Annotated in this window: 25 protein-coding genes and 2 pseudogenes; 12 read left to right on the forward strand and 15 right to left on the reverse strand. The window is 69.3% G+C overall.

All coding sequences use genetic code 11. The features are described 5' to 3' along the window. Positions 1 to 42 precede the first annotated feature (42 nt). From MSG_RS22835 to MSG_RS22870, 8 genes are all read right to left on the reverse strand, one after another. Positions 43 to 1,467, reverse strand: coding sequence for a DUF6779 domain-containing protein (locus tag MSG_RS22835; protein ID WP_096443276.1), 1,425 nt, complete (start codon positions 1,465 to 1,467; stop codon positions 43 to 45). Positions 1,468 to 1,554: 87 nt separating this feature from the next. Beyond that, entirely contained in the window at positions 1,555 to 2,031 is a 477-nt protein-coding gene (locus MSG_RS22840) for a DUF3180 domain-containing protein (protein ID WP_096443278.1), read from the reverse strand. Beyond that, the gene (gene folK / locus MSG_RS22845; protein WP_096443280.1) at positions 2,031 to 2,546 is read right to left on the reverse strand and encodes a 2-amino-4-hydroxy-6-hydroxymethyldihydropteridine diphosphokinase; all 516 of its coding nucleotides are present in this window, start codon (positions 2,544 to 2,546) and stop codon (positions 2,031 to 2,033) included. Before folK ends, MSG_RS22840 begins: the two co-directional genes overlap by 1 nt. After that, complete coding sequence (gene folB, locus MSG_RS22850) at positions 2,546 to 2,944, reverse strand: dihydroneopterin aldolase (RefSeq protein ID WP_096443282.1); 399 nt, start codon at positions 2,942 to 2,944, stop codon at positions 2,546 to 2,548. The genes folK and folB overlap by 1 nt, the downstream gene beginning before the upstream one ends. After that, positions 2,937 to 3,755 carry a dihydropteroate synthase gene (gene folP, locus MSG_RS22855; RefSeq protein WP_170063203.1) on the reverse strand — a complete coding sequence of 273 codons (819 nt, stop codon included), beginning with the start codon at positions 3,753 to 3,755 and terminating at the stop codon, positions 2,937 to 2,939. Before folP ends, folB begins: the two co-directional genes overlap by 8 nt. 20 nt (positions 3,756 to 3,775) lie before the next feature. Next, positions 3,776 to 4,384: a GTP cyclohydrolase I FolE gene (folE, locus tag MSG_RS22860; RefSeq protein WP_096443286.1), complete on the reverse strand. Its 609-nt coding sequence runs from the start codon at positions 4,382 to 4,384 to the stop codon at positions 3,776 to 3,778. A 15-nt stretch (positions 4,385 to 4,399) separates the two neighbouring features. After that, positions 4,400 to 6,781 carry an ATP-dependent zinc metalloprotease FtsH gene (gene ftsH / locus MSG_RS22865; RefSeq protein WP_105886874.1) on the reverse strand — a complete coding sequence of 794 codons (2,382 nt, stop codon included), beginning with the start codon at positions 6,779 to 6,781 and terminating at the stop codon, positions 4,400 to 4,402. A 161-nt stretch (positions 6,782 to 6,942) separates the two neighbouring features. Next, complete coding sequence (locus tag MSG_RS22870; RefSeq protein WP_096444740.1) at positions 6,943 to 7,359, reverse strand: VOC family protein; 417 nt, start codon at positions 7,357 to 7,359, stop codon at positions 6,943 to 6,945. Positions 7,360 to 7,466: 107 nt separating this feature from the next. Here MSG_RS22870 and MSG_RS22875 point away from each other — a divergent pair, with 107 nt between their 5' ends. The 6 genes and pseudogenes from MSG_RS22875 to MSG_RS22900 all read left to right on the forward strand — a co-directional run bounded on the left by MSG_RS22875 (position 7,467) and on the right by MSG_RS22900 (position 13,220). After that, positions 7,467 to 8,438: an alpha/beta fold hydrolase gene (locus MSG_RS22875; RefSeq protein ID WP_096444741.1), complete on the forward strand. Its 972-nt coding sequence runs from the start codon at positions 7,467 to 7,469 to the stop codon at positions 8,436 to 8,438. After that, positions 8,435 to 9,610 (forward strand): LLM class flavin-dependent oxidoreductase, encoded by a 1,176-nt coding sequence (locus MSG_RS22880; RefSeq protein WP_373421157.1) that lies wholly within the window; start codon positions 8,435 to 8,437, stop codon positions 9,608 to 9,610. Before MSG_RS22875 ends, MSG_RS22880 begins: the two co-directional genes overlap by 4 nt. After that, positions 9,610 to 10,619: pseudogene (locus tag MSG_RS22885) on the forward strand (zinc-binding dehydrogenase). The gene MSG_RS22880 and the pseudogene MSG_RS22885 overlap by 1 nt, the downstream one beginning before the upstream one ends. Positions 10,620 to 10,663: 44 nt before the next feature. After that, the gene (locus MSG_RS22890; protein WP_170063179.1) at positions 10,664 to 11,158 is read left to right on the forward strand and encodes an SRPBCC family protein; all 495 of its coding nucleotides are present in this window, start codon (positions 10,664 to 10,666) and stop codon (positions 11,156 to 11,158) included. A 33-nt stretch (positions 11,159 to 11,191) separates the two neighbouring features. Continuing rightward, positions 11,192 to 12,446: pseudogene (locus MSG_RS22895) on the forward strand (HNH endonuclease signature motif containing protein); the annotation flags it as partial. Positions 12,447 to 12,482: 36 nt separating this feature from the next. Next, a complete protein-coding gene (locus MSG_RS22900; RefSeq protein WP_096443290.1) occupies positions 12,483 to 13,220 on the forward strand; it encodes an SIMPL domain-containing protein in 738 nt (245 codons plus the stop codon). A gap of 6 nt (positions 13,221 to 13,226) precedes the next feature. On the opposite strand, the gene hpt is transcribed toward MSG_RS22900, so the two are convergent. From hpt to dacB, 4 genes are read right to left on the reverse strand one after another with little or no spacing between them, the layout of a single operon-like run. Then, on the reverse strand, positions 13,227 to 13,880 hold the full coding sequence (hpt, locus tag MSG_RS22905; RefSeq protein ID WP_096443292.1) for a hypoxanthine phosphoribosyltransferase: 654 nt from the start codon (positions 13,878 to 13,880) through the stop codon (positions 13,227 to 13,229). Between the two features lie 2 nt (positions 13,881 to 13,882). Next, positions 13,883 to 14,842 (reverse strand): tRNA lysidine(34) synthetase TilS, encoded by a 960-nt coding sequence (gene tilS, locus MSG_RS22910; protein WP_096443294.1) that lies wholly within the window; start codon positions 14,840 to 14,842, stop codon positions 13,883 to 13,885. Beyond that, the gene (locus MSG_RS22915) at positions 14,821 to 15,873 is read right to left on the reverse strand and encodes a zinc-dependent metalloprotease (protein WP_096444743.1); all 1,053 of its coding nucleotides are present in this window, start codon (positions 15,871 to 15,873) and stop codon (positions 14,821 to 14,823) included. The genes tilS and MSG_RS22915 overlap by 22 nt, the downstream gene beginning before the upstream one ends. Continuing rightward, positions 15,870 to 17,255 (reverse strand): D-alanyl-D-alanine carboxypeptidase/D-alanyl-D-alanine endopeptidase, encoded by a 1,386-nt coding sequence (gene dacB, locus MSG_RS22920; RefSeq protein ID WP_096443296.1) that lies wholly within the window; start codon positions 17,253 to 17,255, stop codon positions 15,870 to 15,872. The genes MSG_RS22915 and dacB overlap by 4 nt, the downstream gene beginning before the upstream one ends. 131 nt (positions 17,256 to 17,386) lie before the next feature. On the opposite strand from dacB, the gene MSG_RS22925 reads away from it, so the two are divergent. After that, the gene (locus MSG_RS22925; RefSeq protein WP_096443298.1) at positions 17,387 to 17,875 is read left to right on the forward strand and encodes an inorganic diphosphatase; all 489 of its coding nucleotides are present in this window, start codon (positions 17,387 to 17,389) and stop codon (positions 17,873 to 17,875) included. Between the two features lie 47 nt (positions 17,876 to 17,922). Next, positions 17,923 to 18,615, forward strand: coding sequence for a hypothetical protein (locus MSG_RS22930; protein ID WP_096443300.1), 693 nt, complete (start codon positions 17,923 to 17,925; stop codon positions 18,613 to 18,615). Between the two features lie 3 nt (positions 18,616 to 18,618). Here MSG_RS22930 and MSG_RS22935 read toward each other — a convergent pair whose 3' ends face one another. Next, positions 18,619 to 19,695 (reverse strand): DUF475 domain-containing protein, encoded by a 1,077-nt coding sequence (locus MSG_RS22935; RefSeq protein WP_096443302.1) that lies wholly within the window; start codon positions 19,693 to 19,695, stop codon positions 18,619 to 18,621. A gap of 126 nt (positions 19,696 to 19,821) precedes the next feature. On the opposite strand from MSG_RS22935, the gene MSG_RS22940 reads away from it, so the two are divergent. From MSG_RS22940 to MSG_RS22950, 3 genes are read left to right on the forward strand one after another with little or no spacing between them, the layout of a single operon-like run. Continuing rightward, a complete protein-coding gene (locus MSG_RS22940) occupies positions 19,822 to 21,120 on the forward strand; it encodes a hypothetical protein (protein ID WP_096443304.1) in 1,299 nt (432 codons plus the stop codon). A gap of 13 nt (positions 21,121 to 21,133) precedes the next feature. Further along, entirely contained in the window at positions 21,134 to 21,835 is a 702-nt protein-coding gene (locus tag MSG_RS22945) for a glycosyltransferase family 2 protein (protein ID WP_096443306.1), read from the forward strand. Then, the gene (locus tag MSG_RS22950; RefSeq protein ID WP_096443308.1) at positions 21,832 to 22,167 is read left to right on the forward strand and encodes a DUF2304 domain-containing protein; all 336 of its coding nucleotides are present in this window, start codon (positions 21,832 to 21,834) and stop codon (positions 22,165 to 22,167) included. Before MSG_RS22945 ends, MSG_RS22950 begins: the two co-directional genes overlap by 4 nt. Positions 22,168 to 22,169: 2 nt before the next feature. On the opposite strand, the gene MSG_RS22955 is transcribed toward MSG_RS22950, so the two are convergent. Beyond that, entirely contained in the window at positions 22,170 to 23,114 is a 945-nt protein-coding gene (locus MSG_RS22955) for a GDP-mannose 4,6-dehydratase (protein WP_162899268.1), read from the reverse strand. Positions 23,115 to 23,136: 22 nt separating this feature from the next. Here MSG_RS22955 and MSG_RS22960 point away from each other — a divergent pair, with 22 nt between their 5' ends. After that, a complete protein-coding gene (locus tag MSG_RS22960) occupies positions 23,137 to 24,888 on the forward strand; it encodes a hypothetical protein (RefSeq protein ID WP_096443312.1) in 1,752 nt (583 codons plus the stop codon). On the opposite strand, the gene MSG_RS22965 is transcribed toward MSG_RS22960, so the two are convergent. Next, positions 24,885 to 25,649 carry a glycosyltransferase family 2 protein gene (locus MSG_RS22965; RefSeq protein WP_142404480.1) on the reverse strand — a complete coding sequence of 255 codons (765 nt, stop codon included), beginning with the start codon at positions 25,647 to 25,649 and terminating at the stop codon, positions 24,885 to 24,887. The genes MSG_RS22960 and MSG_RS22965 overlap by 4 nt on opposite strands. Positions 25,650 to 25,665: the final 16 nt, after the last annotated feature.

Here is a 25,665-nt window from a genome sequence, read left to right on the forward strand (position 1 = left end):
AGTCGAAATGCGACCGGCTCCCAATGTGAGGAAGCTCCCAGCTCAGTCCTCGCGGCGGCGGCGCCCGCCGCCGCCGGACGGCTGCACCTGCAGCCGCGCCAGCAATTCGGCGACCGACTGGCCGCCGCTGCGCGAGCTCTCCTCCGAGTCCTCCCACCCATCCGGCGTGGGGTCCGCGCCGCGGTGCCGGGGTGCCGGCTCGGGATGCGGCGGCGGCGCCAGCCGCGGCGGCGGCCCGTCCTCGGATGGCGGCGAGTCGTGCTGCGGCGGCGGCCCGGCGGTCGGTGCGGCGGCGGGAGCTTGCGGCGGGGGCATCGGGGCCCCGTCCGGGACGAAGTTCCGCACGCCGTAGTCGCGGTACTCCGCCGAATGGCGCGAGCGCGAGCGCCGGCCGGGTTCGCCGTAGGGCTGCGCGGGGTTGGCCTCGGCCGGTTCGCTCACCGGCGCGGCCTGGTCCGCGAGTTCCTCGGGTGCGGCATCCCGGTACCGGCGGCGCCGGCCCGACGAAGGCGGCGGCGTCGGCGAATCATCCCCGGCCCAGTGGCTGCCTGCCGCCCCCGGGGGCAACCACTGCCCGTCGGCGCCGACCGGCCGCCACCCGGGCGCGGCCCGCCCCGGTTCGGCCGTCGGGGACGCGGTAGGCGCCGGCGGCGGGGTGTGGTGGCGCGGCTCGGGCACCGGCTGGGGCGGCATCTGCGCGGCCGCGCGGGGCGGTTCCTGCGGCGGCAGGTACGGCGCTGCCGGCGCGCTCTCATAACGCGCTTGCGGCGTTTCGTACAGGGCCTGCGAGTCGTACTCGTAGCGGGGCCGCTCCCGCGGGCGCGACGGCAGCAGCGGTTCCTCGGGCACGTCGATGATCGCGGACTCGTCGGCGCCGCTCTCGCCGCGGCCGGGCGAGTCGTCCGGGCGAACCGAGGTCACTCGATCGCTCGACACCCAGTCGACCGGGGCGTTGTCGTCGCCGCGGTCCCAGTCGCTGTACGCCCGGGCCGGCGGCGTGTCGGTCTCCATCGCCCCCAGCGCCGGTCGGTGCTCGAGGTCCGTGTCGAACAGGATTTCCAGGCTGGTCCGCAGCGTCGCCAGTTCCGCGCGCAACGCGGCGATGTCGTCGGCGGCCTGCGCCTGCAACTCGGTGGCCAGCTCGCGGCGCAGCTGGGATTCCACGGTCAGCTCGTACTCGCGGCGGGCCGAGATCTCGCGATCCAGCTGCAGGTCGTAGACCATCTTCAGGTCACGCACCCGCGACTGGTCGGCGTCGCTTTGCCGGCGGTACATCACCGACACGAACGCACCGGCGGCGGCGGCCCACAGGGCCAGGATCACAGCGAGCTTGAGAAGTTCCACGCGGTTGGTGAAAACAAGCGCGCAGCTGGCCCCCATGGCGAGGACCAGCAACGTGGTCAAGAGCACCCACCCCGGCCTGCGGCCGCCGCGCCGGACCCGGGCGCCGCGGGACAGAACGGTCATGGCCTGACTGTACCTGTGCGAGGTCACTCCGCGTGTCGCGCCGGTCCGGCGATTCTCACCAGGGTTTATCCGACCGCGACCGGCGGGCTAGGTTTCGGCTCCCTCGCCGCGTTCGGTCGGGTCCGGGGGCGACTTGCAGCAATGCTGCAGCAACAGTGCGGCAACCACCAACGCCAGCGCGCTCACCGCGGCTACGACCGTGCCCGTGGTGTCCTCAGCGGCTGCGCGCAGCCAGGACCGCCGCGGCAGGAAGTACACCAACACGCCCACCCACCAGCCCAGCACCAGCGCCCCCACCCAGGCCGACGCCTTGGCGACCAGCAGGCTGCGCGCCACGGCCAGCGGGTGTAGCCAGCCGGGTGCGGCGCCGATCTCGCCGTCGCTGATCTTGGTGCGGACATGCCGCGCCCACAACGCCTCGGCGATCGCGACCCCCAGCAGCGACAGCCCGGTCCACACCGTGATCGGTGGAAAGAATCGGTACAGCTGGACAACTACCAGGTAGCTCAGGAACGCGACGCCGACCACCGCGCCCGTCAGTTCACGCTTGCGGGTAGGCCCCATCAGCCCGCCTCGAGCGTCAGGGCGGACAGCCGGACACTGTCCCGGTCGGCCGGGTCCAGCTGGGCCAGCAGGCAGGCGACGGGCTGCGGCCCGTCGGCGAGGGTCAGCCGGGCATCCGGGTCGACGGCCAGCCACGGGACCATGACGAACGCCCGCAGGTGCGCGAGCGGGTGCGGCAGGGTGAGATTGTTCTCGCGGGAAATGACCTCGGTCTCGCCATAGCAGACGATCAGGTCGACGTCGAGACTGCGCGGGCCCCAGCGTTCGCCACGAACCCGGCCCGCGGCTTGTTCGAAGCCCTGCGCCCGACGCAGCCACGCCTGCCCGTCGCAGGCCGGGTCCTCGGCTATCAGCACCGCGTTGAGGAAGGGTGCTTGCTCCACGCGTCCCCAGGGATCGGTCTCGTACACCGGCGAAACCGCGCGCACCGCGTCGCCGAGCCCGTCGACGACCGACTGCAGCCGCGCCAGCCGGTCGCCGAGATTGGAACCGATGGAAAGGACGACGCGCGTCATCACACCCCGCTCGCCGGAATGACCGAGCCGCGACCGCCCCGCCGCGACCGCCGGATCACCACCGCCACATCGTCGAACTGATGCGGAATCGGGGCGCGCGGCTTGTGCACCGTCACCTCGACGGCGTGGACGCGGGCGTCGTCCATTACGCCGTCGGCGATCTGGGCGCCGACGGTTTCGATCAGGTTCCGCGGCGGGCCCGCGACGATGTCGGCTGCCCGTTGGGCCAGCGCTGCGTAGTCGTAGGTGTCGGTCAGCTCATCGCTGGCGGCGGCCTCGTCCAGGTCGATCCACACGGTGATATCGATGACGAAGTCCTGCCCCGCGGCCCGCTCGTAGTCGAAAACTCCATGTCGGCCGTGAATGGTCAAGCCGCGCAACTCGATTCGATCAGCCATCGCATCCCGCCCGTTCGCCGTGCGCCCACGCGCCAACAACCTTGAGCGCGTCGACGGAGGCCCGCACGTCGTGCACCCGCACCCCCCACACTCCGGACAGCGCGGCCAGCGCGGAAATCACCGCCGTCGCCGTCTCGCGCCCGTCGGGCGGTCGCGGCGTCCCGTCCGGTGCGCCCAACAACGTACCGAGAAACCGTTTGCGCGAGGCGCCGAGCAGCACCGGGACCCCGGTGCCGACCAATTCCGGCAGCGCGTGCAACAGCGCCCAATTGTGTTGGCCGGTCTTGGCGAATCCGAGCCCGGGATCGATGATCACCTTCGCCGGATCGACGCCGGCGGCAACCGCGTCGTCGACGCCTGCCAGCAGTTCGGCGCGCACCTCGGCGACGACGTCACGGTAGTGCGGGGCCCGGTGGGGTTCGGCGGCGGACACCGACCGCCAGTGCATCAGCACCCAGGGCACGCCGGCTTCGGCCAGCAGCGGCGCCATCGCGGGATCGGCCCGCCCGCCCGAGACGTCGTTGACTATCCGCGCCCCACTGTCCAGTGCCGCCCGCGCCACGTCCGCGTGCATGGTGTCGATGCTGACAGTGATACCTTGTGCAGCAATATCTTTGACGACGGGAACCACGCGCGACGCCTCGGCCTCTGGATCTATGCGCACCGCACCGGGCCGCGTCGACTCCCCACCGACGTCCACGATTGCCGCACCCGCCGCGGCCATTGCCAGGCCATGCGCGACGGCGCTGTCGGCGTCCAGATACCGTCCGCCATCCGAGAACGAGTCATCGGTGACGTTCAGCACGCCCATTACCTGCACCGCGGGCGAACTCACTTACGCAAGATGAGGTCGAGCGCCTCGGCTCGAGAAGCCGCACTGGTTTTGAACTGACCGCGCACCGCCGACGTCGTGGTGACGGCGCCGGGCTTGCGGACCCCGCGCATCGCCAAGCACAGGTGCTCGGCCTCGACCACCACGATGACCCCGCGCGGATCGAGCTTGTTCACCAGCGCATCGGCGATTTGGCTGGTGAGTCGCTCCTGCACCTGCGGCCGCTTGGCGTAGAGGTCCACCAGGCGGGCGATCTTCGACAAGCCGGTGACCCGGCCGTCCCGGCCGGGGATGTAGCCGACATGTGCCACGCCGTGAAACGACACCAGATGGTGCTCGCAGGTGGAGTACAGCGGGATTTCCTTAACGATCACCATCTCGTCGTGGTCCTCGTCGAACATGGTGTTCAGCACGGTGTCGGGGTCGGTGTAGAGCCCGGCGAACATCTCGCGGTAGGCGCGAGCGACGCGAGCCGGCGTGTCGCGCAAGCCATCCCGGTCCGGATCTTCGCCGATCGCGTGCAGCAACTCGCGGATCGCGTCCTCGGCGCGTTGCTGGTCGAACGTGTGTATGCGGCCGACCGGGTTGGGGGTCACCGGCAGCGCCATCGAATCCTCCGTTCGTCAGCTGCGGGCCGGCGGGTTGGACCGGCTCACGTCGTCCTTCGGCTGCTCCGGAGATTTTCCGGCATCCGGGCTGGGCTGGCCCGGCGGGGGGCAAGGCGGATAGGGCGGGACGGCCGGCTGACCCTGACCCGCGTGCGGGCCCTGCGGACCCTGGTGGCCGTGGTTTTGCGGGCCGGGATAGCTGGGCGCCGGCTGCGGCCAATGCGGCTGCTGCTGCGGGGGCGGGTACCACTGACCCGGCTGCGGTTGCTGGGGCGGCCAGCCCGGCGCGTGCCAGCCCGCGGGCGCACCGTAGTCGGGCTGGGTCGGGCGATGCCCTTGGTCATCACCGGCAGGACCACGAGAGCCGTTGCCGCCGTTGGCATTTCGGTCGGCTTCGGCCCGGACGGCCTCGGCCGCCTGGCTGGCCGCCGCGATGGCCGCTTTGAAGGCGGGCTCGGCGACGGGCGGCGGCCACGGCTCGCCGCGTTCGATCGCCAGCTCACCGGGCGTCTTGATCGGCGGCTTGTCCGACGGAATGCGTCCGCCGAAATCGTCGAACACTGTCAGGCGAGGCCGCTTTTCGACGCCGGCGAAGATGCCCTCCAGCTCGGCTCGGTGCAGGGTCTCCTTTTCCAGCAGCTCGCCGGCCAAGGTGTCGAGCACGTCGCGGTACTCGGTGAGGATCTCCCACGCCTCGGTGTGCGCGGCCTCGATGAGCTTGCGGATCTCGTCGTCGATATCGCGGGCGACTTCGTGGGAATAATCGGACTGGGTGCCCATCGACCGGCCCAGGAACGGGTCGCCATGCTCGGTGCCGTATTTGACGGCCCCCAGCTTGGAACTCATGCCGTATTCGGTGACCATCGCGCGCGCGATCTTGGTGGCCTGCTCGATATCGGACACCGCGCCGGTCGTCGGCTCGCGGAACACCAGCTCCTCGGCGGCGCGCCCGCCCATCGCGAACACCAGCTGAGCGACCATCTCCGAGCGGGTCCGTAGGCCCTTGTCCTCCTCGGGCACCGCGACGGCGTGGCCGCCGGTGCGGCCGCGGGCCAGGATCGTCACCTTGTAGACCGGGTCGATGTCCGGCATCGCCCAGGCGGCCAGGGTGTGCCCGCCTTCGTGGTAGGCGGTGATCTTCTTTTCCTGCTCGCTGATGATCCGGCCCTTGCGGCGCGGGCCGCCGATCACCCGGTCGACCGCCTCCTCGAGGGCGGGGCTGGTGATGACGGTGCCGTTCTCCCGCGCGGTCAGCAGGGCCGCCTCATTGATGACGTTGGCCAGGTCGGCGCCGGTCATGCCGACGGTCCGCTTGGCCAGCCCGTCCAGATCGGCCTCCGGGGCGATCGGCTTGCCCTTCGAATGCACGCGCAGCACGGCGCGGCGCCCGGCCAGGTCGGGGTTGGACACCGGGATCTGGCGATCGAAGCGGCCGGGCCGCAGCAGCGCGGGGTCCAGGATGTCGGGCCGGTTGGTCGCGGCGATCAGGATGACCCCGGCGCGGTCACCGAAACCGTCCATCTCGACCAGCAACTGGTTCAGCGTCTGCTCGCGCTCGTCGTGGCCGCCGCCCAGCCCGGCGCCGCGCTGGCGGCCCACCGCGTCGATCTCGTCGACGAAGATGATGCACGGGCTGTTCTGCTTGGCCTGTTCGAAGAGATCACGCACTCGCGAGGCGCCGACACCGACGAACATCTCGACGAAGTCGGACCCCGAGATGGTGAAGAACGGCACCCCGGCCTCGCCGGCCACGGCGCGGGCTAGCAGCGTCTTACCGGTACCGGGCGGCCCGTAGAGCAGCACGCCCTTGGGAATCTTGGCGCCCAGCGCCTGATACCGGCTGGGGTTCTGCAGGAAGTCCTTGATCTCGTAGAGCTCCTCGACCGCCTCGTCGACGCCGGCGACGTCGGCGAAGGTGGTCTTGGGCATGTCCTTGGACAGTTGCTTGGCGCGGGACTTGCCGAAACCGAAGCCCATCCGGGCGCCGCCCTGCATGCGCGAGAACATCACGAACAGCCCCACCAGCAACAGCAGCGGCAGCACGTACACGAGCAGCTCGCCCAGGATGCTGCCCTCGTTGACGACGGTGCTGACCTTCGCGTTCTTCGCATTGAGCGCGTTGAAGAGGTCGACGGCGTAGCCATTGGGGTATTTGGTGATGACCTTGTCGGAGTTGTCGGTGTCGTTGTTGCCCTTCTTGAGGGTCAACCGCAGTTGCTGCTCGCGGTCATCGATCTGCGCGCTCTTGACGTTGTCACCGTTGATCTGCGCCATCGCCACCGAAGTGTCGACAGGCTTGAAGCCTCGGGTGTCGTCGCTGAAATAGAAGAACGACCAGCCCAGCAACAGCACCACGGCGATCGCCGTGACGGTGCGAATCACGTTTTTCCGGTTCATCAATCATCGGCCGTGTCGGCCAGGTCCTTCCCGATACGCGCGGCTGGAAAAGTCCAGGTTACCTCCGTGGCGATCGCCAGCCCCGGCCGAGCCACTACCCCTGACAACGAGCGGCGGTTCCCGGTTTGGTTCCCGGGCGGTCGCGGTTCGGCAAACCACGATCACTCGTAATAGCGGGCTTCGATCACATTGCCGTCCGGATCACGGAAGTAAAACGCCTGCGGCGACCGCCCTCGGGCGCCGAAGCTCTGGCTCAGCCGCGCGCCGGTGTCCACCCCGGCGGCCCGCAGTCGCTGGTCCAGCGCGTCGTACTCGGGCTTCGTCAACGCCAGGCACAGATGGTTGAGGCGATTGCCGGCGCCGCCCTCGGCGACTCGCGCCGTCGTCGCGCTGCCAGCGGCCATGCCCAGCGGCACCAGGTCGATGATCGAGTCGGCGCACACCCGCACGCTCGGGAACGGCGCCTCGCCGGCCTCGAACTCCGTGAGCCGGACCGGCGTGAGCCCGACCACCCGCGAGTAGAAATCCACCGCTGCCCGCGGATCCTTCGTCCACACCACGACGTGGTCTAGCCTCACCCGAGCCATATTTCCAGACCGCCGAACCCGGCACCGGACAACCACCATTCGCAATCGCCCCGAGGCCTTCTCGGCTCGCGGCCGTTGTGATTTGGTGAGTCATGCCCTTGTCGAGTCCCCCCTCCACCGAACGGTTAGTCGACACCAACGGCGTGCGCCTGCGCGTGATCGAGGCCGGCGAGCGCGGCGCCCCCGTCGTGGTCCTGGCCCACGGCTTTCCCGAACTGGCCTACTCCTGGCGTCACCAGATCCCGGTGCTGGCCGGGGCCGGCTACCACGTGCTGGCGCCCGATCAACGCGGCTACGGCGGCTCGTCGCGTCCGGACGCGATCGACGCTTACGACATCCACCACCTGACCGGTGACATCGTCGGGCTGCTCGACGACGTCGGGGCGCAGCGCGCCGTCTGGATCGGGCACGACTGGGGCGCCGCCGTGGTGTGGAACGCCCCGCTGCTGCACCCGGACCGGGTGGCGGCCGTCGCCGCGCTCAGCGTGCCGGTGACGCCACGCCCGCACGTGGCGCCCACGCGGGCGTGGCGAAAGGCGTTCGGCGAGAACTTCTTCTACATCCTGTATTTCCAGGAGCCCGGCGTCGCCGACGCCGAGTTGAACGCCGATCCCGCGCGGGTGATGCGGCGCATGCTGGGCAGTCTGCGATCCGATGGCCAGAACGCGATCGCAAGGATGGCCACGCCGGGTCCGGAGGGTTTCCTCGATCGCCTTGCCGAACCCGACGGGCTACCGGACTGGATCACCCAGGACGAGCTGGACCACTACGTCGCCGAGTTCACCCGCACCGGATTCACCGGCGGCCTGAACTGGTATCGCAACTTCGACCGAAACTGGGAAACCACACCCGAACTCGCGGACGCGAAGATCTCGGTGCCGTGCCTATTCATCGGCGGCACCGCCGACCCGGTGTTGACGTTCACCCGGGCCGACCGCGCGGCACAGGCCATCAGCGGACCGTACCGGCAATTGTTGATCGAGGGCGCCGGGCACTGGCTGCAGCAGGAGCGACCCGACGAGGTGAATGCGGCATTGCTGGACTTCCTCAACGGATTGGACCTGCGATGAAGTTCGGCGTCTTCATCACGCCCTTCCATCCGGTGGGCCAATCCCCGACCGTCGCATTGGAATACGACATGGAACGGGTCGTCGCCCTGGATCGGCTGGGCTTCGACGAAGCCTGGTTCGGCGAACACCACTCGGGCGGTTACGAGTTGATCGCCTGCCCCGAGGTGTTCATCGCGGCGGCCGCCGAGCGGACCAAGCACATCCGGCTGGGTACCGGTGTGGTGTCGCTGCCCTATCACCATCCCCTGATGGTCGCCGATCGCTGGGTGCTGCTGGACCACCTGACGCGCGGCCGGGTCATGTTCGGGACGGGCCCCGGGGCGCTGCCGTCGGACGCCTACATGATGGGCATCGATCCGATCGAGCAGCGCCGGATGATGCAGGAATCCCTGGAGGCGATCCTGGCGCTGTTCCGCGCCGGGCCCACCGAGCGAATCGACTGTCACTCCGACTGGTTCACCCTGCGCGACGCGCAGTTGCACATCCGCCCCTACACCTCGCCGTATCCGGAAATCTCCACGGCGGCAATGATTTCCCCGTCGGGACCTCGGCTGGCCGGTGCGCTGGGCACGTCGTTGCTGTCGCTGTCGATGTCGGTGCCCGGCGGTTTCGCCGCTCTGGAGACCACCTGGGACGTGGTGCGCGAGCAGGCCGCCAAGGCCCACCGGGACGAGCCGGACCGGGCGGACTGGCGGGTGCTGAGCATCATGCATGTCGCCGACACCCGCGAGCAAGCGATCGACGATTGCACCTACGGGCTGCAGGACTTCGCCAACTACTTCGGGGCGGCCGGGTTCGTCCCGCTGGCCAACTCCGTCGACGGCGGGCAGACGGCGCACGAGTTCGTGGAAAGCTATGCGGCCGCGGGCAATTGTTGCATCGGTAACCCCGACGACGCCATCGCTCATATCGAGGACCTACTGGAGCGGTCGGGCGGTTTCGGGACGCTGCTGATCCTCGGCCACGATTGGGCCCCGCCACAAGCGACATTCCATTGCTATGAGTTGTTGGCCCGCAAAGTGATTCCGCATTTCAAGGGGCAGCTGGAGGCCGCGCGGTCGTCGCACGAATGGGCGAAGAGCCATCGTGACCAGTTGATAGGCCGCGCCGGTGAGGCCGTGGTGAAGGCCATCAAGCAACACGTCGGCGAGCAGGAAGGCGGCAGAAACTGATGCGCGCGTCAGTGTTGCGGGACGGCCGGATGGTGTACCGGGACGATCTGCCCGAGCCCGTGCCCGGTCCCGGCCAGGTGCTGGTCGCCGTGAACTCGTGTGGAATCTGCGGATCCGACTTGCATTTCGCGGCGCACGGGTCGCAGGTGCTGACGATGACCGAGCAAGCCGGCGGGGGCGGTGGCATCCAGGTCGACCTGGGCCGGGACATCTTCATGGGTCATGAATTCAGCGCGGAGATCCTCGAGGCCGGGCCGGATACCGAGACCTTCGCACCGGGGACGTTTGTGACTTCGTTGCCGATCCTGCTTTCCACCAATGGTTTTGACCCAATCGTCTACAGCAACAGCACCGTCGGCGGTTACGCCGAGCGGATGCTGCTTTCGGCCCCCATGTTGTTGCGGGTTCCCAACGGGCTGGACCCCGGCATGCCGCGCTGACCGAACCCATGTCGGTGGGGCTGCATGCGGTGAACAAATCGAACATCGAGCGGGGTGAGACGGCGCTGGTGATCGGCTGCGGCCCGATCGGTATCGCGATCATCGCGGCGCTGCGCATGCGCGGCGTGGAAAGCATTGTGGCTGCCGACTTCTCACCGACGAGGCGCGAGCTGGCCACGGCGATGGGCGCGCATCAGGTGCTGGATCCGGCGCAGGGATCGCCGTTCGACTCCGTCAAGGCCAAGGTGGTGTTCGAGGCGGTCGGGGTGCCCGGGATCATCGACGACGTGCTACGCCGGGCACGCTGGGGGACCCGCCTGGTGGTGGCCGGGGTGTGCATGCAACCCGATGCCCTGCACCCGTTCTTCGCCATCGCCAAAGAGATCAGCGTGCAATTCGTGCTGGCGCAAACCCCCGACGAGTTCGCCGATACGCTGCGGGCGCTCGGCGAGGGCGAGCTCGATGTGGCGCCGATGATCACCGCCCAGGTCGGCCTGGACGGGGTCGGCGCGGCCTTTGACGACCTCGCCGACCCCGAGCAGCACTGCAAGATACTCGTCACGCCGTAGGTCGCCTGCGTAGGCGTGGACCTTCTGCCAGCAAGGAGAGCGACGTGTTCGTCTGTGAGACAGTCGATCTGGATTTCGTCAGTACTGCTCCCATCCGGCTGCACGCCGATGTGCGCGTGGCCCGATCACCGAGCGAGGTGTTCGCGGCATTCGCACACGATCCCGCCAACTGGGGTGAGTTCTTCCCCGGCTTCGACCGGACGGGCCGTTACGACACAGCGAGACCGCACGGCGTTGGCTCGCGCTGCACGAAAAGGGTCGCCGGGATCACGGTCACGGAGACCGTCTTGGCATGGGACGAGGGCGCCCGGTTCGCGTTCCGCGTCGACAGCACCGCCGCGCCGGCCTTTCACGCCTGGGCCGAGGACTACCACTTCGACCCCGACGCCACGGGCGGCGCGCTACTGAGAGTCGACATCGGCAGCACGCCGCGGCCTGCGTTCAGACTGGCCGCTCCGATTCTGCCCCGGGCCCTGGCGCTCGTGCTGAGCCGCGCCGGTCGCAACCTCGAGCGGAGCGGTCGGTTCTCCGCGCCATAACCGTTGTCGAAGGATGCGGCTATAATCGAACGCATGTTCGAGTTCGAGTCCGATCCCGCCGCTCTGGTGTCCTTGGTCGAGGCCACGTACCGGCAGGAGTCGATGCTGGTGGCTCGCCGGATGGCGGCGGTGGCGGCTTTGTTGCGGCGTCGGGTCGCCGCGGCCGACCGAGCCGAGGAACGCCGCGATTACGCGGTCGTCGACGGGTTCGAGCAGACGGCGGCGGAAGTGGCCGCGGCGATGAATCTTTCACCGATGGCGGCCGGCTATCTGGTGTCGGACGCCGAGGCGCTGGATACCAGGCTGCCGAAGGTAGCCGCGCTGCTCGCCGAGGGCCGAACCGATTGGCGCACGGTCCGGTTGGTCATCAGCCGGACCGAGCTGATCTCCGACGGGGCGTTGATCGTGAAGGTCGACCGATCACTGGCGAGGCGGCTGGGCAATTGGCACGGCTGGTCGCGGCAGCGGATCATCAACGCCGCCGATGCCGCCGTCCGCGCCGTCGATCCCGATGCCGCCCGGGAGCGCCGGCTGGGGGCGGACGCCGACCCGGCACATCGGGATCAGCGCCCTCGACAACGGGATGGCCGACGTTTACGGCACCGTCGCCGCCGTCGCCGCGAAGGCCTTCGACCAGCGCCTCTCCCAACTCGCCAAGCAGGTGTGCCGGGCCGACCCGCGGACGCTGGACCAGCGCCGTGCCGATGCGTTGCTCTCGCTGGCTCAAGGCCGCGGCCTGGCCTGCAAATGCGGGCAGGCGGGCTGCCCCCGGCGCAAGGGTGCCGGCGACCGGGAGCCCGGCGCGGCGCAGGTGATCATCAACGTGGTCGCCAGCGATCAGACGGTCGCCGGGAACAGCGCGGCGCCCGGCTAACTGGACGGTTTCGGAATCATCGACGCCGAGCAGGTGCGAGAGCTGGCCACCGCCGCTTCCCTGCGCTTTCCTGCTCCGGTGGTAAGTGTTCGCGACGCAGTGCGCCATCAGCCCTCGGCGGCGCTCGAGCGCGCCGTCCGCTGCCGCGACCTCATCTGCCGCTTCCCCGGGTGCAGCCGCCCCGCGACCGTCTGCGACATCGACCACACCATCCCGTTCAATCACGAGAACCCGGCGTCCGGCGGGTTGACGGTGCTAGGAAATCTTAAATGCCGTTGCCGACAACATCATCGACTGAAAACGTTCGGCGGGTGGCAGGATACTCAACTCGCCGACGGCACGGTGGTCTGGACCTCGCCCGCCGGGCAGACATACCGAACCTCGGCGGCGGCCGCCGACCTGCCCGACGATCCGCCCTTCTGAGGACCCAGCGGCGCTAGGGTGCCAGGCATGGCGATCGCACGAAACGCAAACGGGTTCGCTCGCCGGACGATCGCGGTGGCCGCGGCCGGCCTGGCCGTCGCGACGGTGTCGGCGTGCGACAAGCACGAGGCCACGCCGGCCCCGGGCGCGAATCCGCGCCAGGTGACCGTGTTGGGCTCCGGACAGGTACAAGGCGTCCCGGACACGCTGACGGCCGACGTCGGGATCGAATTCACCGCCGCCGACGTCACTGCCGCGATGAACCAGGCCAACGACCGGCAGCAGGCCGTCATCAACGCCCTCGTCGGCGCCGGCCTGGACCGCAAGGACATCAGCACCACCGAGGTCACCCTGACGCCGCAATACAGCGACGCCGGAACCATCACCGGCTACCGCGCCGCCAACGCCATCCGGATCAAGATCCACCCGACGGATACCGCGTCGAAGATGCTGGCGCTCATCGTCGGCACCGGCGGAGACGCCACCCGCATCAGTTCGGTCAGCTACTCCATCGCCGACGACTCGCAGCTGGTCAAGGACGCCCGCGCACGGGCGTTCAACGACGCCAAGAACCGGGCCGACCAGTACGCGCAGCTGTCCGAGCTGCGGCTGGGCAAGGTGCTATCCATCTCGGAGGCCACCGGCGCGACACCGTTCACCGGGGGCCCGCCGGCGCAGCCGAAAGCCATGCCGACCGCGGTCCCGCTGGAACCGGGTCAGCAGACCGTGAGTTTCTCGGTGACGGCGGTGTGGGAGCTCGACTGACCTGAACTACTGGTAGATCCGGGGGTCCAGCGTCCCTATGTAGGACAGGTCGCGGTAACGCTCGTCGTAGTCCAAGCCGTAGCCGACCACGAAGTCGTTGGGAATGTCGAAGCCCACGTAGGAGATCTCGGCGTTGGCGCGCGCCGCGTCGGGCTTGCGCAGCAGCGTGCACACCCGCAGCGAGCGCGGATGGCGGCTCTTGAGGTTGCGCAACAGCCACGACAGGGTGAGGCCGGAGTCGACGACGTCCTCGACGATCAGCACGTCGCGATCGTTGATGTCGCGGTCTAGATCCTTCAGGATCCGCACCACCCCGGACGACGATGTCGAGGATCCGTAGGAGCTGACGGCCATGAATTCGAACTGCGTGGGCACCGGGATCACCCGGGCCAGGTCGGTGACGAACATCACGGCACCCTTGAGCACGGTGATCAGCAGCAGATCCTGCTCGGCCACCTCGCGGTAGTCGTTGCCGATCTGCTCGCCGAGCTCGGCAATGCGCGCCTGGATCTGCTCGGTGGTGAGCAGCACGGACTTGATGTCCCCCGGGTAAAGGTCCGCTGGCTGGGCCGGGGTGATCGCCGCGGGGATCTGGGCCACGCCCACAGAGTGCCACGCCGACGGCCGAAGAACCAACGGCGGGCCCGATTTCGACGGCATTTCTATACCGGCTCGCGATGCATGGCGAGCATGGCATCGCGCCGCGCCGCGACCAACCGCTCGCCACGCAGCGCCGATCCCACCGCCACGCCACCCTGTCCGCGCCACGTGGTGACCAGCGCGTCCACCCCGCGGATCTGCCTGTCGGTCAGCCCCGTCGCCCCGCCGGCCAGCAGCCAGCCGCGAATCACCCGCCGCCGGACCGGGTCCGGCAACCCCGCCAGCACCTGCACCCGCAGCCCGGCCCCGTCGGCCGCCCCGGACAACGCGTCAGCGGCGAGCGCGTCGATCAGGTCGGTGTCCTCGCGCAGCGCGATCGCGGTGCGGGCCAGCGCCTCGGCGACCCCGCCACCCAGCACCTCCTCCAGCAGCGGCAGCACCTCGAGGCGCAGCCGGGTGCGGGTGAACCGAGGGTCGCTGTTGTGCGGGTCCTGCCAGGGCGCCAGACCCAGTTCCCGGCACGCGGCGTGCGTGGTGGCCCGCCGCACCCCGAGCAACGGCCGGCACCACGGCGGATCGTGCGGGCGCATCCCGGCGATCGAACGCGGCCCGGAGCCGCGGCCCAGCCCGAGCAACACCGTCTCGGCCTGGTCGTCCAACGTGTGCGCCAACAGCACCGGCCCGGCCTGGTATGCGCTCAGCGCGGCGTAGCGGGCGGCCCGGGCCGCGGCCTCGGGTCCGCCCTCGTTGCCTACCCGCACGCAAATCACTTGTGCGTCAACGCATCCCAGCGCCATCGCCTGGGCCCGGGCGGTCTCGGCGATCGCGGCCGAATCGGGTTGCAGGCCGTGATCGACGACACACACGGTGGTGGGCCGCAACTGCGCGGCAACGGCGGTCAACGCCAACGAATCCGGGCCGCCGGACAGCGCCACGCACCATTGCCCCGCGGTGGCCAGATGGGTACGGGCGAACGTCTCGACAGCCGCGCGCAGCTGTCCTACAGCACCCTGTCGATCCATCGCTGTGGGTGTTCGATCTCGTCGGGCAGGGGCAGCGTGTCCGGGCTCGACCAGATGGTGTTGAACCGCGCCATTCCGACCCGGCCCACCACGTGGTCGACGAACGCCTTGCCCCGGGTGTACTGGCTGAGCTTGGCGTCCAGGCCGAGCAGCGCGCGCAGCAGCCGCTGCAGCGGCGGCTGCTTGCGGTTGCGGCGTTCGTCGAAGCGGCGGCGGATGGCGGCCACCGACGGCACCACGGCAGGCCCGACCGCGTCCATGACGTGGTCGGCGTGGCCCTCCAGCAGGGTGCCGAGCACCAGCAGCTGATCCAGCGCCTGCCGCTGCGGCTCGGACTGCACGGCGCGCACCACGCCGAGGATCCCCGGCGCGCCGCCCTCGGTGTCGGCAGGGCGCACCCCGCGGTTGCGCACATAGTCGGCGAGCCGGCCGGCCACCTGCCCGATGTCGTCGCCGGCATCCTGGGTGAGCAGCGCCAGCGCCTGCGACATGTATCCGGTGAGCCAGCGGTTGGCGGTGAACTGGACGCGATGCGTCACCTCGTGCAGGCAGACCCACAGCCGGAAGTCGGCGGGCTCGATGTGCAGCTGCCGCTCGACGGCGATGACGTTGGGATACACCAGCAGCAGGCAGCCCTCCCGTTCGGCCGCGAACGGGTCGTACTGGCCGAGGATCCCGGAGGACACGAACGCCAGCACGGCGCCCGTCTGCGCCCCGGTGATCCGGCCGGTGAGAAACCCGCGTGGCTTCTCGGCCCCGTTGGTCATCAGCCGCATCGACTCGGCGGCCGCCGCGACCCACTCGATGCGGTCGATGACGCGGGCCGCCGGGATCTCTCCCTCGGTGATCAGACCCGTCACGTCACGCACCAGCGGTTCGGCCTTCGTGGCCGAACTGGCCAGCTCGGCGATCACCTGGCGGCGGGTGTAGTCGCTGGAAAGGGGCGCCGGCCGGGTCAGCCGCTGGGCGACGGTCGCGGCGAACCGCCAGTCGACGGCGTTACCAATGGTCAGGTCGGTGGAGGCCGTCATGAGCACCCGCACGTCCACAGCCGAGCGGCCAGCGCGTCTACCGCGTTGCGGCCGTTGGGACCGGCGGCGTTGGAGATGAACGCGAACGTCAGCACCCGCCCGGTGCGGTCGGTGACGACGCCGACCAGCGAATTGATGGCGGTCAGCGAGCCCGTCTTGGCGCGCAGCCAGCCGGCCGGGCCCTGGTTGGTCGCCTGGTCGACGAAGCGGTCGGCGAGCGTCCCGCTGCCGCCGGCGATCGGCAGCAGGTCCAGCAGCGGCCGCAGCGCGGGCTGATCCGGCCCCGCCGCCGCCTGCACCGTGCCGTCCAGCGTCATGGCCGTCAGCCGGTCGTCGACCGAGAGGCCGCTGGAATCCTGCAGCGCGGCACCGCCGGTGTCGATGTGCGCGGTGCTCAGCCGATTGGTCACCGCGTCGACCGCGCCGGCGAAGCTGCGCGGCCGGTTGATCGCGGCTGCCACCTCGCGGGCGATGCATTCGGCCAGCACGTTGTCGGAATGCTCCATCATCTCGGACAGTCGCAGCATCAGCGGCCCCGACTGCACGACAGCCAGCTGCCTCGCCCCCGACGGCGCCTGCGCGATCGTCACCGCCCCGGGGTCCAGGCCGAGCGCTTTAGCCAGCTCCCGCCCGGCGTCCAGCGCCGGCGTCCTCGACCGCCGCGAGTCGACGGTGCTCGGCTGGATGCGGCCCGCATCGATCATCGCCGACTCGACCGGCGCGATATCACCGTTGTCGACGTCGGCCGGGTCCCAGCCCTGCGCCAGCGTCGGACCGGTGAACGCCGAGGTGTCCACCTGAACCGCCGTCGGCGTTACGCCGCTGCGGCGGATCTGTTCGACGAGGTCGCTGATGCGCGCCGCGCCCCGGTACCAGGTGTCCACGCCGGGCGGCGCCGCCGACAGTGTCGGATCCCCGGCACCGACCAGCACGACGGGTCCCTGGGCATTCTGGCCGCCCGCCACGACCCGGGTACTGATCCGGGCCTGAGTGTCCAGCGTCAGCAGGGCCGCGGTCGCGGTCAGCACCTTGTTGGTCGACGCCGGCACCAACGGCAGGCCGTCGGCCACCTGCCACAGCTCTTTTCCGGTGAGGGCGTCGGTGACGCGGCCGCCGAGAGTGCCCAGGTTCGGGTCGGCGGCGACCGGCGCCAGGGCGGCGGCCAGCCCGCCGGCGCTGGGCGCCTCGGCGGTGTCGGCGACGGGCACCATACCCGGCTTCACGGTCGGGGGCCGCGGCGGCTGAACCGACGCCCGGGCTCCGCCGGAGCCGGGCCCGCCCGTCGTGAAGAACAGAGCCGCCGCCACCACGGCCGCGACAAACGCCAGCACGGCTAACCCGAAGAACACGTGGGTGGATCTCCGCCGGCGTGTGGAACCCATGAATCTCCTGACTGTTTGATCCCATTCTGCCGAACGATCCGGCCTGTCGACCTCTCGGCTAGGGTGAACCCGCAATGCAACTGATCTAGCCGGGGCAGGCGAGACAGTTTCTTCCTGAAGGAGCGCAAACAGTGCAATTCGACGTGGTCATTGAGATCCCGAAAGGCCAGCGGAACAAGTACGAGGTCGACCACGAGACCGGACGGTTGCGGCTCGACCGCTACCTCTACACGTCGATGGTCTACCCGACCGACTACGGGTTCATCGAGGACACCCTCGGCGAGGACGGCGACCCGCTGGACGCGATGGTGCTGCTGCCCCAGCCGGTGTTCCCCGGGGTCATCGTGGAGGCGCGCCCGGTGGGCATGTTCCGGATGACCGACGAGAAGGGCGGCGACGACAAGGTGCTGTGTGTGCCGGCCGGCGACCACCGGTGGGACCACATTCAGGACATCGGCGAGGTGCCGGCCTTCGAGCTGGACGTCATCAAGCACTTCTTCGTCCACTACAAGGACCTGGAACCGGGCAAGTTCGTCAAGGCCGCCGACTGGGTTGGCCGCGCCGAGGCCGAGGCCGAGATCGAGCGTTCGATCGAGCGGTTCAAAGCCGAAGGGCACTAACGCTGCTGGCTTAACCGCCCGGCGATTTTCGGTGGCATCCTGGCGATGTGACCCCGCTCTTGCATTTCGCGGCGAATTTCTGGTGGCTCATCTTCCCGGCGGGCGGCGCGATCGGCACTGGCATCAGGGCAGTGGCCACCGCCAACGAGCGTCGCGCCGAGCGCCGGATGGAGCGGTACCGCCTCAAGCAACAGACCAAGATCGCGGTGGCCCAAGCCTCCGGTCGCACCCGCGACAACGCGGAGAACACCCGCCGCGAACTCGCGAAACTCGTTGCGGCGCACAGCCGAGCAGACGCCCGCTGGCTCGACTATGAGGTCGACATCGCAAAGTTGCTCGACTTCCCGTTGATGACCGACATGCGCGACCCACTGACCATCGCCTTCCACAAGGCGAAGCGGCACGCGGATCTGCTGCGCCCGGACCGGCCCGAGGACCTGGCCGGGAATCGGGATGGGCAGCTGGCCTACCGCGACGCCGTGCACGAGTACATCAGCGCGTTCGAGATCGCCGAGTCCGAGGCGATTCGCCGGCGGCGCAGCGACTTCTCCGAGGACGAACAGCAGCGGATGGCCCGCGCCCAGAACCTGCTGCACCTGGCGCAGGACGAGGCCGCGACGCGCGAGGAACGGCAGCAGGCCTATGCGCGGGCGACCAGGGAACTCGACGGCCTTGTTGTGCTGCCGCCGCCCGCGCGGGCCAGCATCGAACGACGCATCGCCGGGCAGATCGAGGCGTAAACCTCAGGCGGCCTTGGTGATTCGCCGGTTACGCAACACGCTCCAGGTCAGCGCAGCCCCGATGAATACCACCCCCACCGAGGCGGTGAGGGCTTCGGGGATTTCCAGGTGCGGGTCGATCGAGAGCAGCATGATCACCGACAGCGCGCCGATCGCCCAGTGCGCGCCGTGTTCCAGGTACACGTACCGCTCCAGCGTTTCCTGCTCCACCAGATAGATGGTGATGGAACGGACGAACATCGAGCCCACCACCCCGAGCCCCAGCGCGATGACGATCGGATCCGACGTGATCGCGAAGGCGCCGGTGACCCCGTCGAAGGAGAAGGCGGCGTCGAGCACCTCGAGGTAGATGAACAGCGTCAGGCCGGCCCGGCCGACCGCCAGCGCCGTGCCGCCCGGCGCCGCTTCGAGATCCGGCGGCCGAAACGCCCGACTCAAGCCGTTGACGACCAGGTAGGTCACCAAGCCCAGCAACCCGGCCGTGAGCACCGCCGCACGCTCGTCGCTGGAGTGCGTCAACGTCGTACCGGCAAGCACCAACGCGGCGACGGCCACGGCCACCGCCACCTGGCCGAGACGACCGATACGAGCGAACGGAATCTCAATCCACTTAAGCCACTTGATGTCTCGGTCCTGGACGAGGAAATCCAGGAACAGCATCAACAGGAAGATCCCGCCGAAGGCCGCGATCTGCGGATGCGCCGCCACGAGCAGCTTCTCGTAGCTGGGTGAGCCGTCGGGGTACTCCAGCCCGCCGTGTGCCGGCGGGTTCAGGGCCAGCTCGAACGCGCGGACGGGGCTGACGCCGGCGGTCGCCCAGACCAGCAGCAGCGGAAAGGCGAGTCGCATCCCGAACACCGCGACGAGAATCCCGACGGTCAGGAACATCTGCCGCCAGAACCGGCTCAGCCGCCGCAGGATCGAGGCGTTGATGATGGCGTTGTCGAACGACAGCGACACCTCGAGAACGCCCAACGCCACCAGCAAGAACAACGCGTTGAGGCCGCCATGGGCATATCCGGCCACCAGCGCCAGCGCGGTCACCAAAAGCGACAAGCCGAAGACGCGTAGGGCTGCCATGGGTCCTTCCTGACAGCCGCCCACACTAGCGAAGCTGATTGTCGTCGCAGGTTTGCGGTAGCGGCGCACTTACTATTTTCAAATTGTGGCAACACCTCGGATCGCTCGACGGAAAGTGCCGCTGCGGTGACCGAAGTCGGCGGCGCGGCGTCCCCCCCGGGTGCTCCCGACGTCACGGGCACGCCCCAGGGGCCGGTCACCCGCGCAAGCGTGGCCCGGGTCGGTGCCGCGACCGCTGTCACGGCCGTGTGCGGCTACGCGTTGATCTACTTGGCGGCGCGCGGCCTGGCACCCGGCGGCTTCTCCGTGTTCGGCGTGTTCTGGGGAGCGATCGGCCTGGTGGGCGGCGCCGCCAACGGCCTGCTGCAGGAGACCACCCGCGAGGTCCGCGCCACCCGCTACGTCGAGGTCCGGCCCGGTCCCGGAGAGACGCACACCCATCCCCTGCGGGTCGCCGCCCTGGTCGCCGTGGTCGCCGCCGCCGTCATCGTGGGCAGTTCGCCGCTGTGGAGCGGGCGGGTGTTCGTCGAGGCCCGCTGGTTGTCGGTCGTGCTCCTGGCCGCCGGCCTGGCCGGTTTCTGCCTGCACTCCGGGCTGCTCGGCATGTTGGCCGGCACGGACCGGTGGACACACTATGCGGCGCTGATGGTCACCGACGTGCTGATCCGGCTGGCAGTCGCCGTGGCCGCGTTCGCGCTCGGCTGGGGCCTGGCCGGATTCCTGTGGGCGACGGTGGCGGGCGCGGTGGCGTGGTTCGTGCTGCTGGCCGCCTCGCCGTCGGCCCGCGCCGCGGCCCGCGTCCTGACGCCGGGCAGCCTGACGACGTTCCTGCGCGGCACCGCCCACTCGATGACGGCCGCCGGCGCGAGCGCGATTCTGGTGATGGGCTTTCCGGTGCTGCTCAAACTGACCTCGACCGAACTGGGCGCCCAGGGCGGCGTGATCATCCTGGCCGTGATGCTGACCCGCACGCCGCTGCTGGTTCCGCTGACCGCCATGCAAGGCAACCTGATCGCGCACTTCGTCGACGAACGCGCCAACCGGCTGCGGGCGCTGATCACCCCGGCGGCGATCGTCGTCGCAATCGGCGCCGTCGGGGTGGTCGCGGCCGCACTCGTGGGTCCGTGGCTGCTACGGGTGGCGTTCGGGGCTCAGTACGACGCGAGCGCCACGCTGCTGGCCTGGTTGACGGGCGCCGCGGTGGCGATCGCGCTGCTGACGCTCACCGGGGCCGCCGCCGTCGCGGCCGCGCTGCACCGCGCCTATTCGCTGGGCTGGGTCGGCGCGACCGCGGCGGCGGGCCTGTTGCTCATGCTGCCGCTGCAGCTGGAGATCCGCACCGTGCTCGGCCTGCTGTGCGGCCCGCTGGTGGGCATCGGCGTGCACCTGCTGGCGCTGGCGCGCGTCGGGCGCCCCGGCGGGTGATCCTGGCTAACCTGTGAGCATCGAAAGAGATCACTCGGGCGTCTGGATCGTCATTCCGGCCTTCAACGAAGCCGCGGTCATCGGCGAGGTCGTCGCCGATGTGCGCGCGGTCTTTCCCAACGTCGTGTGTGTCGACGACGGCAGCACCGACGGCACCGGCGAGATCGCCCACCGGGCCGGGGCACACCTGGTGCGCCATCCGGTCAACCTGGGTCAGGGCGCGGCGATCCAGACCGGCGTCGAATACGCCCGCCGCCAGCCCGGCGCGCAGATCTTCGCCACGTTCGACGCCGACGGGCAGCACCGCGTCAAGGATCTGGCCGCGATGGTCGAGCGGGTGCGCGCCGGCGGCGTCGACATCGTCATCGGGACCCGGTTCGCCAACCCGGGCGGCGACCGGCCGCCATTTCTGAAGGCACTGGTGTTGCGCACGGCCGCGCGCTTGAGCCGGCGCGGCCGGCGACTGGGCCTGACCGATACCAACAACGGCCTGCGGGTGTTCAACAAGAAGGTCGCCGACGGGCTGGACATCACCATGAGCGGCATGAGCCACGCTAACGAATTCATCTTGCTGATCGCCGAAAATCATTGGCGCGTAGCCGAAGAGCCCGTTGAGGTGCTCTACACCGAATACTCGAAGTCGAAGGGTCAGCCCCTGCTCAACGGGGTCAACATCATCTTCGACGGGTTCCTGCGAGGGAGGCTTCCGAGATGAACTGGATTCAGGTGCTGCTGATCGGGTCGATCGTCGCGCTGCTGGTGTACCTGTTGCGCTCGCGCCGAAGCTCGCGGTCGAAAGCCTGGGTCAAGGTCGGCTACGTGCTCTTCGTGCTGGCCGGTATCTACGCCGTGCTGCGGCCCGACGACACCACCGTGGTCGCGCACTGGTTCGGGGTGCGCCGCGGCACCGACCTGATGCTCTACGCACTGATCATGGCCTTCAGTTTCACGACGCTGAGCACCTACCTGCGGTTCAAGGACCTGGAGCTGCGCTACGCGCGGCTGGCCCGCGCCGTCGCCCTCGAGGGCGCCCAGGCGCCCGAGTAGCGCTACGAGCCCTGGATTGACCGGAAGTACTCGACGGTGCGGCGCACCCCTTCGTCCAGCGCCACCTTGGGCTCCCAGCCCAAAACCGCTGCGGCTGAGCTGATGTCAAGGCAGGACCGTTTGAGGTCACCCAGCCGCGGCGGGTGAAATTCCGGGTCGTCGGGTCCGCCGACGGCCGCGGCCACGGCCGAATGCAGTTGCCGGTCCGAGGTTTCGATGCCGGTGCCGACGTTGAAACGCTGCCCGCCACCCGCGTCGCCGGAGGCTTTGACGAAGGCGTCGACCACGTCGTCGACGAACACGTAGTCGCGGGTGTTGCTGCCGTCGCCGAACACCTTGGTCGTCGTGCCCGACAACAGCCCCTGGGCAAAGATCGCCACCACCCCCGCCTCGCCGTGCGGATCCTGGCGTGGCCCATACACATTCGCCGGCGCGATGTGTGAGCAGTCCAGATCATAGAGATGCCGGAAGGTGTTCAGGTAGATCTCCCCGGCCACCTTGCCCGCGGCATACGGCGACCACGGATCGCATGCCACCGACTCGGGAGTCGGGTACTGCGGCGGCGTGCCGTAGATGGACCCGCCCGACGAAGTGTGCACGATCTTGCGCACACCCGTGCGCCGCGCGGCCTCGGCCAGCCGCACCGTGCCGACCACGTTGACCGAGGCGTCGAATTGCGGGTTGGCCACCGACTTCCGCACATCGATCTGGGCCGCCAGGTGAAACACCACCTCGGGCCGATGCTCGCCGAGGATGGCCTCGAGGTCCGAGGTCACGATGTCGGCCTCGACGAAGACGTGTGCGGGATTGTCGGCCAGATGCTCGATGTTGGTCGCCCGGCCGGTCGCGAAGTTGTCGAGTCCGACCACGGTGTGACCGTCGGCCAGTAGGCGGTCGACTAGCGTCGACCCGATGAATCCGGCTGCCCCGGTGACCAGTGCGCGCACCGGCCCACCATACCTAGCGGCCATGGCAGCCGTGCTGGTCGTGGTGCAGCTGGCGGTCCGGGCGGTGCTCGCCTTCCGCGGCTATTTCTACTGGGACGACCTGATTCTCGTCGGAAAGGCCGGCACCCAGGGCCTGCTGTCGCCGTCGTACTTGTTCGACGACCACGACGGCCACGTGATGCCGGCCGCCTTTCTGGTTGCCGGGGCGATCACCCGGTTGGCGCCGCTGAATTGGACCGGTCCCGCGATCAGCCTGGTGGTGCTGCAGCTGCTGGCCTCGCTGACGCTGTTGCGCGCGCTGCACGTGATCCTGGGCTGGCGGCCCGTGTTGCTGATCCCGCTGACGTTCGTGCTGTTCACGCCGCTGGCGGTGCCGGGGTTTGCGTGGTGGGCGGCCGCGCTGAACTCGCTGCCGATGCTGGCGGCGCTGTCGTGGGTGAGCGCCGACGCGATCCTGCTGGTCCGCACCGGCGACCGGCGCTACGCGGCGACGGGCGTGGGCGTCTACTTCGGTGGGCTGCTGTTCTTCGAGAAGGCCGCGGTGATTCCGTTCGTGGCGTTCGGGGTGGCCGCCCTGCTGTGTCACGTCCGGGGGGAGCGGTCGGCGCTGCGGACCGTGTGGCGGGCCGGGCGCCCGCTGTGGATCGGCTCGCTGCTGATCACCGCGGCCTGGATCGCGGTCTATCTCGTCGTGGTCAACCACGGCCGCTGGAGCTTCGACCTGGCGATGACGTGGGATCTGCTCTCGCGCTCGATCACTCACGGCATCGTTCCCGGGCTGGCCGGCGGGCCGTGGCACTGGGACCGCTGGGCACCGTCATCGCCGTGGGCCACGCCGCCGCCGGCGGTGATGATCCTGGGCTGGGTGGTGCTGGCGGGGGTGCTGGCGCTGTCGCTGATCCGCAAGGAACGCATCGGCGCGGTGTGGCTGACCGCGGCCGCATACACCGCGGCATGCCAGGTGCCGATCTATCTGCTGCGGTCGTCGCGGTTCACCGCGCTGGAACTGGCGCAGACCCTGCGGTACCTCCCGGACCTGGTGGTGGTGCTGGCGCTGTTGGCCGCCGTGGCGCTGTGCGCCCCGAACCGCTCGCCGGGTGCGGGCTGGCTGGATGCCTCGCGCCGGCGCGCGGTCGTGACGACGGGTTTGGCGGTGTTGTTCGTGGCCAGCAGCCTGTACTCGACGAAGACTTTTCTGACCAGCTGGCGCGACAACCCGGCACAGCCCTACCTGCAGCACGCCCGAGCGAGTTTAGCTGCTGCACAAGCGAATTCTGCTGCCGCGCTGCTGGACCAGGAGGTCGATCCGCTGGTGTTGCAACGGGTGGCCTACCCGGAAAACCTCGCCAGCCACATGTTCGCCCTGCTACACGACCGCCCCGAATTTGAGCCCGCGACAACGCAATTGCGCATGTTTGACAGCTCGGGCCGGCTGGTCCCCGCGCGCGTGACGTGGGTGCGCACCATCGCGCCGGGACCGACGCCGCAGTGCGGCTACTTCGTCCAGCCGGACAAGCCGGCCCACCTGCTGCTGGATGGACCGTTGCTGCCCGCCGACTGGACGGTGGAGTTCAACTATCTGGCCAACAGCGACGGCTCGATGACGGTGTCGCTGTCCGAGGGGCCGCAGGTGAAGGTCCCGGTGCATCCGGGGCTCAACCGGGTCTTCGCCCGGGTGCCGGGCGCCGGCGACGGAATCACGGTGCGCGCCAACACCACCGCGCTGTCGTTGTGCATTGCGTCGGGGCCGGTCGGCTTTCTCGCGCCGGCCTAGCCGTCCGCCGCGGGCGGGGCGTATCCCGGGAAATATCTGGCCAGCATGAACCCCGGCAACACATACTGTGGAAACGCTCGCGAGATGTTGTCGTGGTGGACGAGGTGCAGCGCCAAACCTTCGACGTCGGCGGCGTACCGCGTCCGGAGCCCCGCCTTGACGATGTCGTCGACGAACTGCTCATCCTCGCCGTGATTCTGGTTGGGAAAGCGGACGATGTCGGCGACGTTGCGCCGCCACGCGGAGGCGAATCCGTAGCCGTTGACGTGCGGGCGCACCGACGCCGGGTCCATGCCCGCGGTGGACACGGGCACGAACTTGTCGTGCGGCGAGACCACGAAATGCATGGGCGACAGCGCATCCGTTTCCCAGTAGCAGAATTTCGCGTGGACCTCGCTGTAGAGAAACCATCCGCTCAGGGTGAGGTAATCGTCGTCGCCGAGCAGCGCCAGCATCCGCTCGACGTAGTGAGGCGCGTAATAGTCGTCGTCGTCGAAGCGCATCACGACGTCGCCGCACGCCACGTCCATCAGGGCGTTGAGCTTGGCGCCGATCGACATCTGGTGGCCCGACCGGTGAAAGTAGTGAATGCCCGCGTTTCGGTATTCCTCGGCCGCCAGCGATTCGTCGGGTTCGGGGCTGTCGTCGAGAATCATCAATTGCAATTCGCCGGTGAACGTCTGCGCTTCGAAATGGCCGATCATTCGGCGCAGTTGCGGACCGCGCTGATAGGTCGGACAAATAACGCTGACGCTCGTCATCGCGGTGAGAATACAA

The organism is Mycobacterium shigaense (genome assembly GCF_002356315.1).
GTDB classification, from domain to species: Bacteria; Actinomycetota; Actinomycetes; order Mycobacteriales; family Mycobacteriaceae; genus Mycobacterium; species Mycobacterium shigaense.

Coding starts and splice junctions, on each gene's coding strand:
- MSG_RS22835 (WP_096443276.1), bottom strand. CDS start 1,467: ATGACCGTTCTGTCCCGCGGCGCCCGGGTCCGGCGCGGCGGCCGCAGG.
- MSG_RS22840 (WP_096443278.1), bottom strand. CDS start 2,031: ATGGGGCCTACCCGCAAGCGTGAACTGACGGGCGCGGTGGTCGGCGTC.
- folK (WP_096443280.1), bottom strand. CDS start 2,546: ATGACGCGCGTCGTCCTTTCCATCGGTTCCAATCTCGGCGACCGGCTG.
- folB (WP_096443282.1), bottom strand. CDS start 2,944: ATGGCTGATCGAATCGAGTTGCGCGGCTTGACCATTCACGGCCGACAT.
- folP (WP_170063203.1), bottom strand. CDS start 3,755: ATGGGCGTGCTGAACGTCACCGATGACTCGTTCTCGGATGGCGGACGG.
- folE (WP_096443286.1), bottom strand. CDS start 4,384: ATGGCGCTGCCGGTGACCCCCAACCCGGTCGGCCGCATACACACGTTC.
- ftsH (WP_105886874.1), bottom strand. CDS start 6,781: ATGAACCGGAAAAACGTGATTCGCACCGTCACGGCGATCGCCGTGGTG.
- MSG_RS22880 (WP_373421157.1), top strand. CDS start 8,435: ATGAAGTTCGGCGTCTTCATCACGCCCTTCCATCCGGTGGGCCAATCC.
- MSG_RS22900 (WP_096443290.1), top strand. CDS start 12,483: ATGGCGATCGCACGAAACGCAAACGGGTTCGCTCGCCGGACGATCGCG.
- hpt (WP_096443292.1), bottom strand. CDS start 13,880: ATGCCGTCGAAATCGGGCCCGCCGTTGGTTCTTCGGCCGTCGGCGTGG.
- tilS (WP_096443294.1), bottom strand. CDS start 14,842: ATGGATCGACAGGGTGCTGTAGGACAGCTGCGCGCGGCTGTCGAGACG.
- MSG_RS22915 (WP_096444743.1), bottom strand. CDS start 15,873: ATGACGGCCTCCACCGACCTGACCATTGGTAACGCCGTCGACTGGCGG.
- dacB (WP_096443296.1), bottom strand. CDS start 17,255: ATGGGTTCCACACGCCGGCGGAGATCCACCCACGTGTTCTTCGGGTTA.
- MSG_RS22935 (WP_096443302.1), bottom strand. CDS start 19,695: ATGGCAGCCCTACGCGTCTTCGGCTTGTCGCTTTTGGTGACCGCGCTG.
- MSG_RS22950 (WP_096443308.1), top strand. CDS start 21,832: ATGAACTGGATTCAGGTGCTGCTGATCGGGTCGATCGTCGCGCTGCTG.
- MSG_RS22960 (WP_096443312.1), top strand. CDS start 23,137: ATGGCAGCCGTGCTGGTCGTGGTGCAGCTGGCGGTCCGGGCGGTGCTC.
- MSG_RS22965 (WP_142404480.1), bottom strand. CDS start 25,649: ATGACGAGCGTCAGCGTTATTTGTCCGACCTATCAGCGCGGTCCGCAA.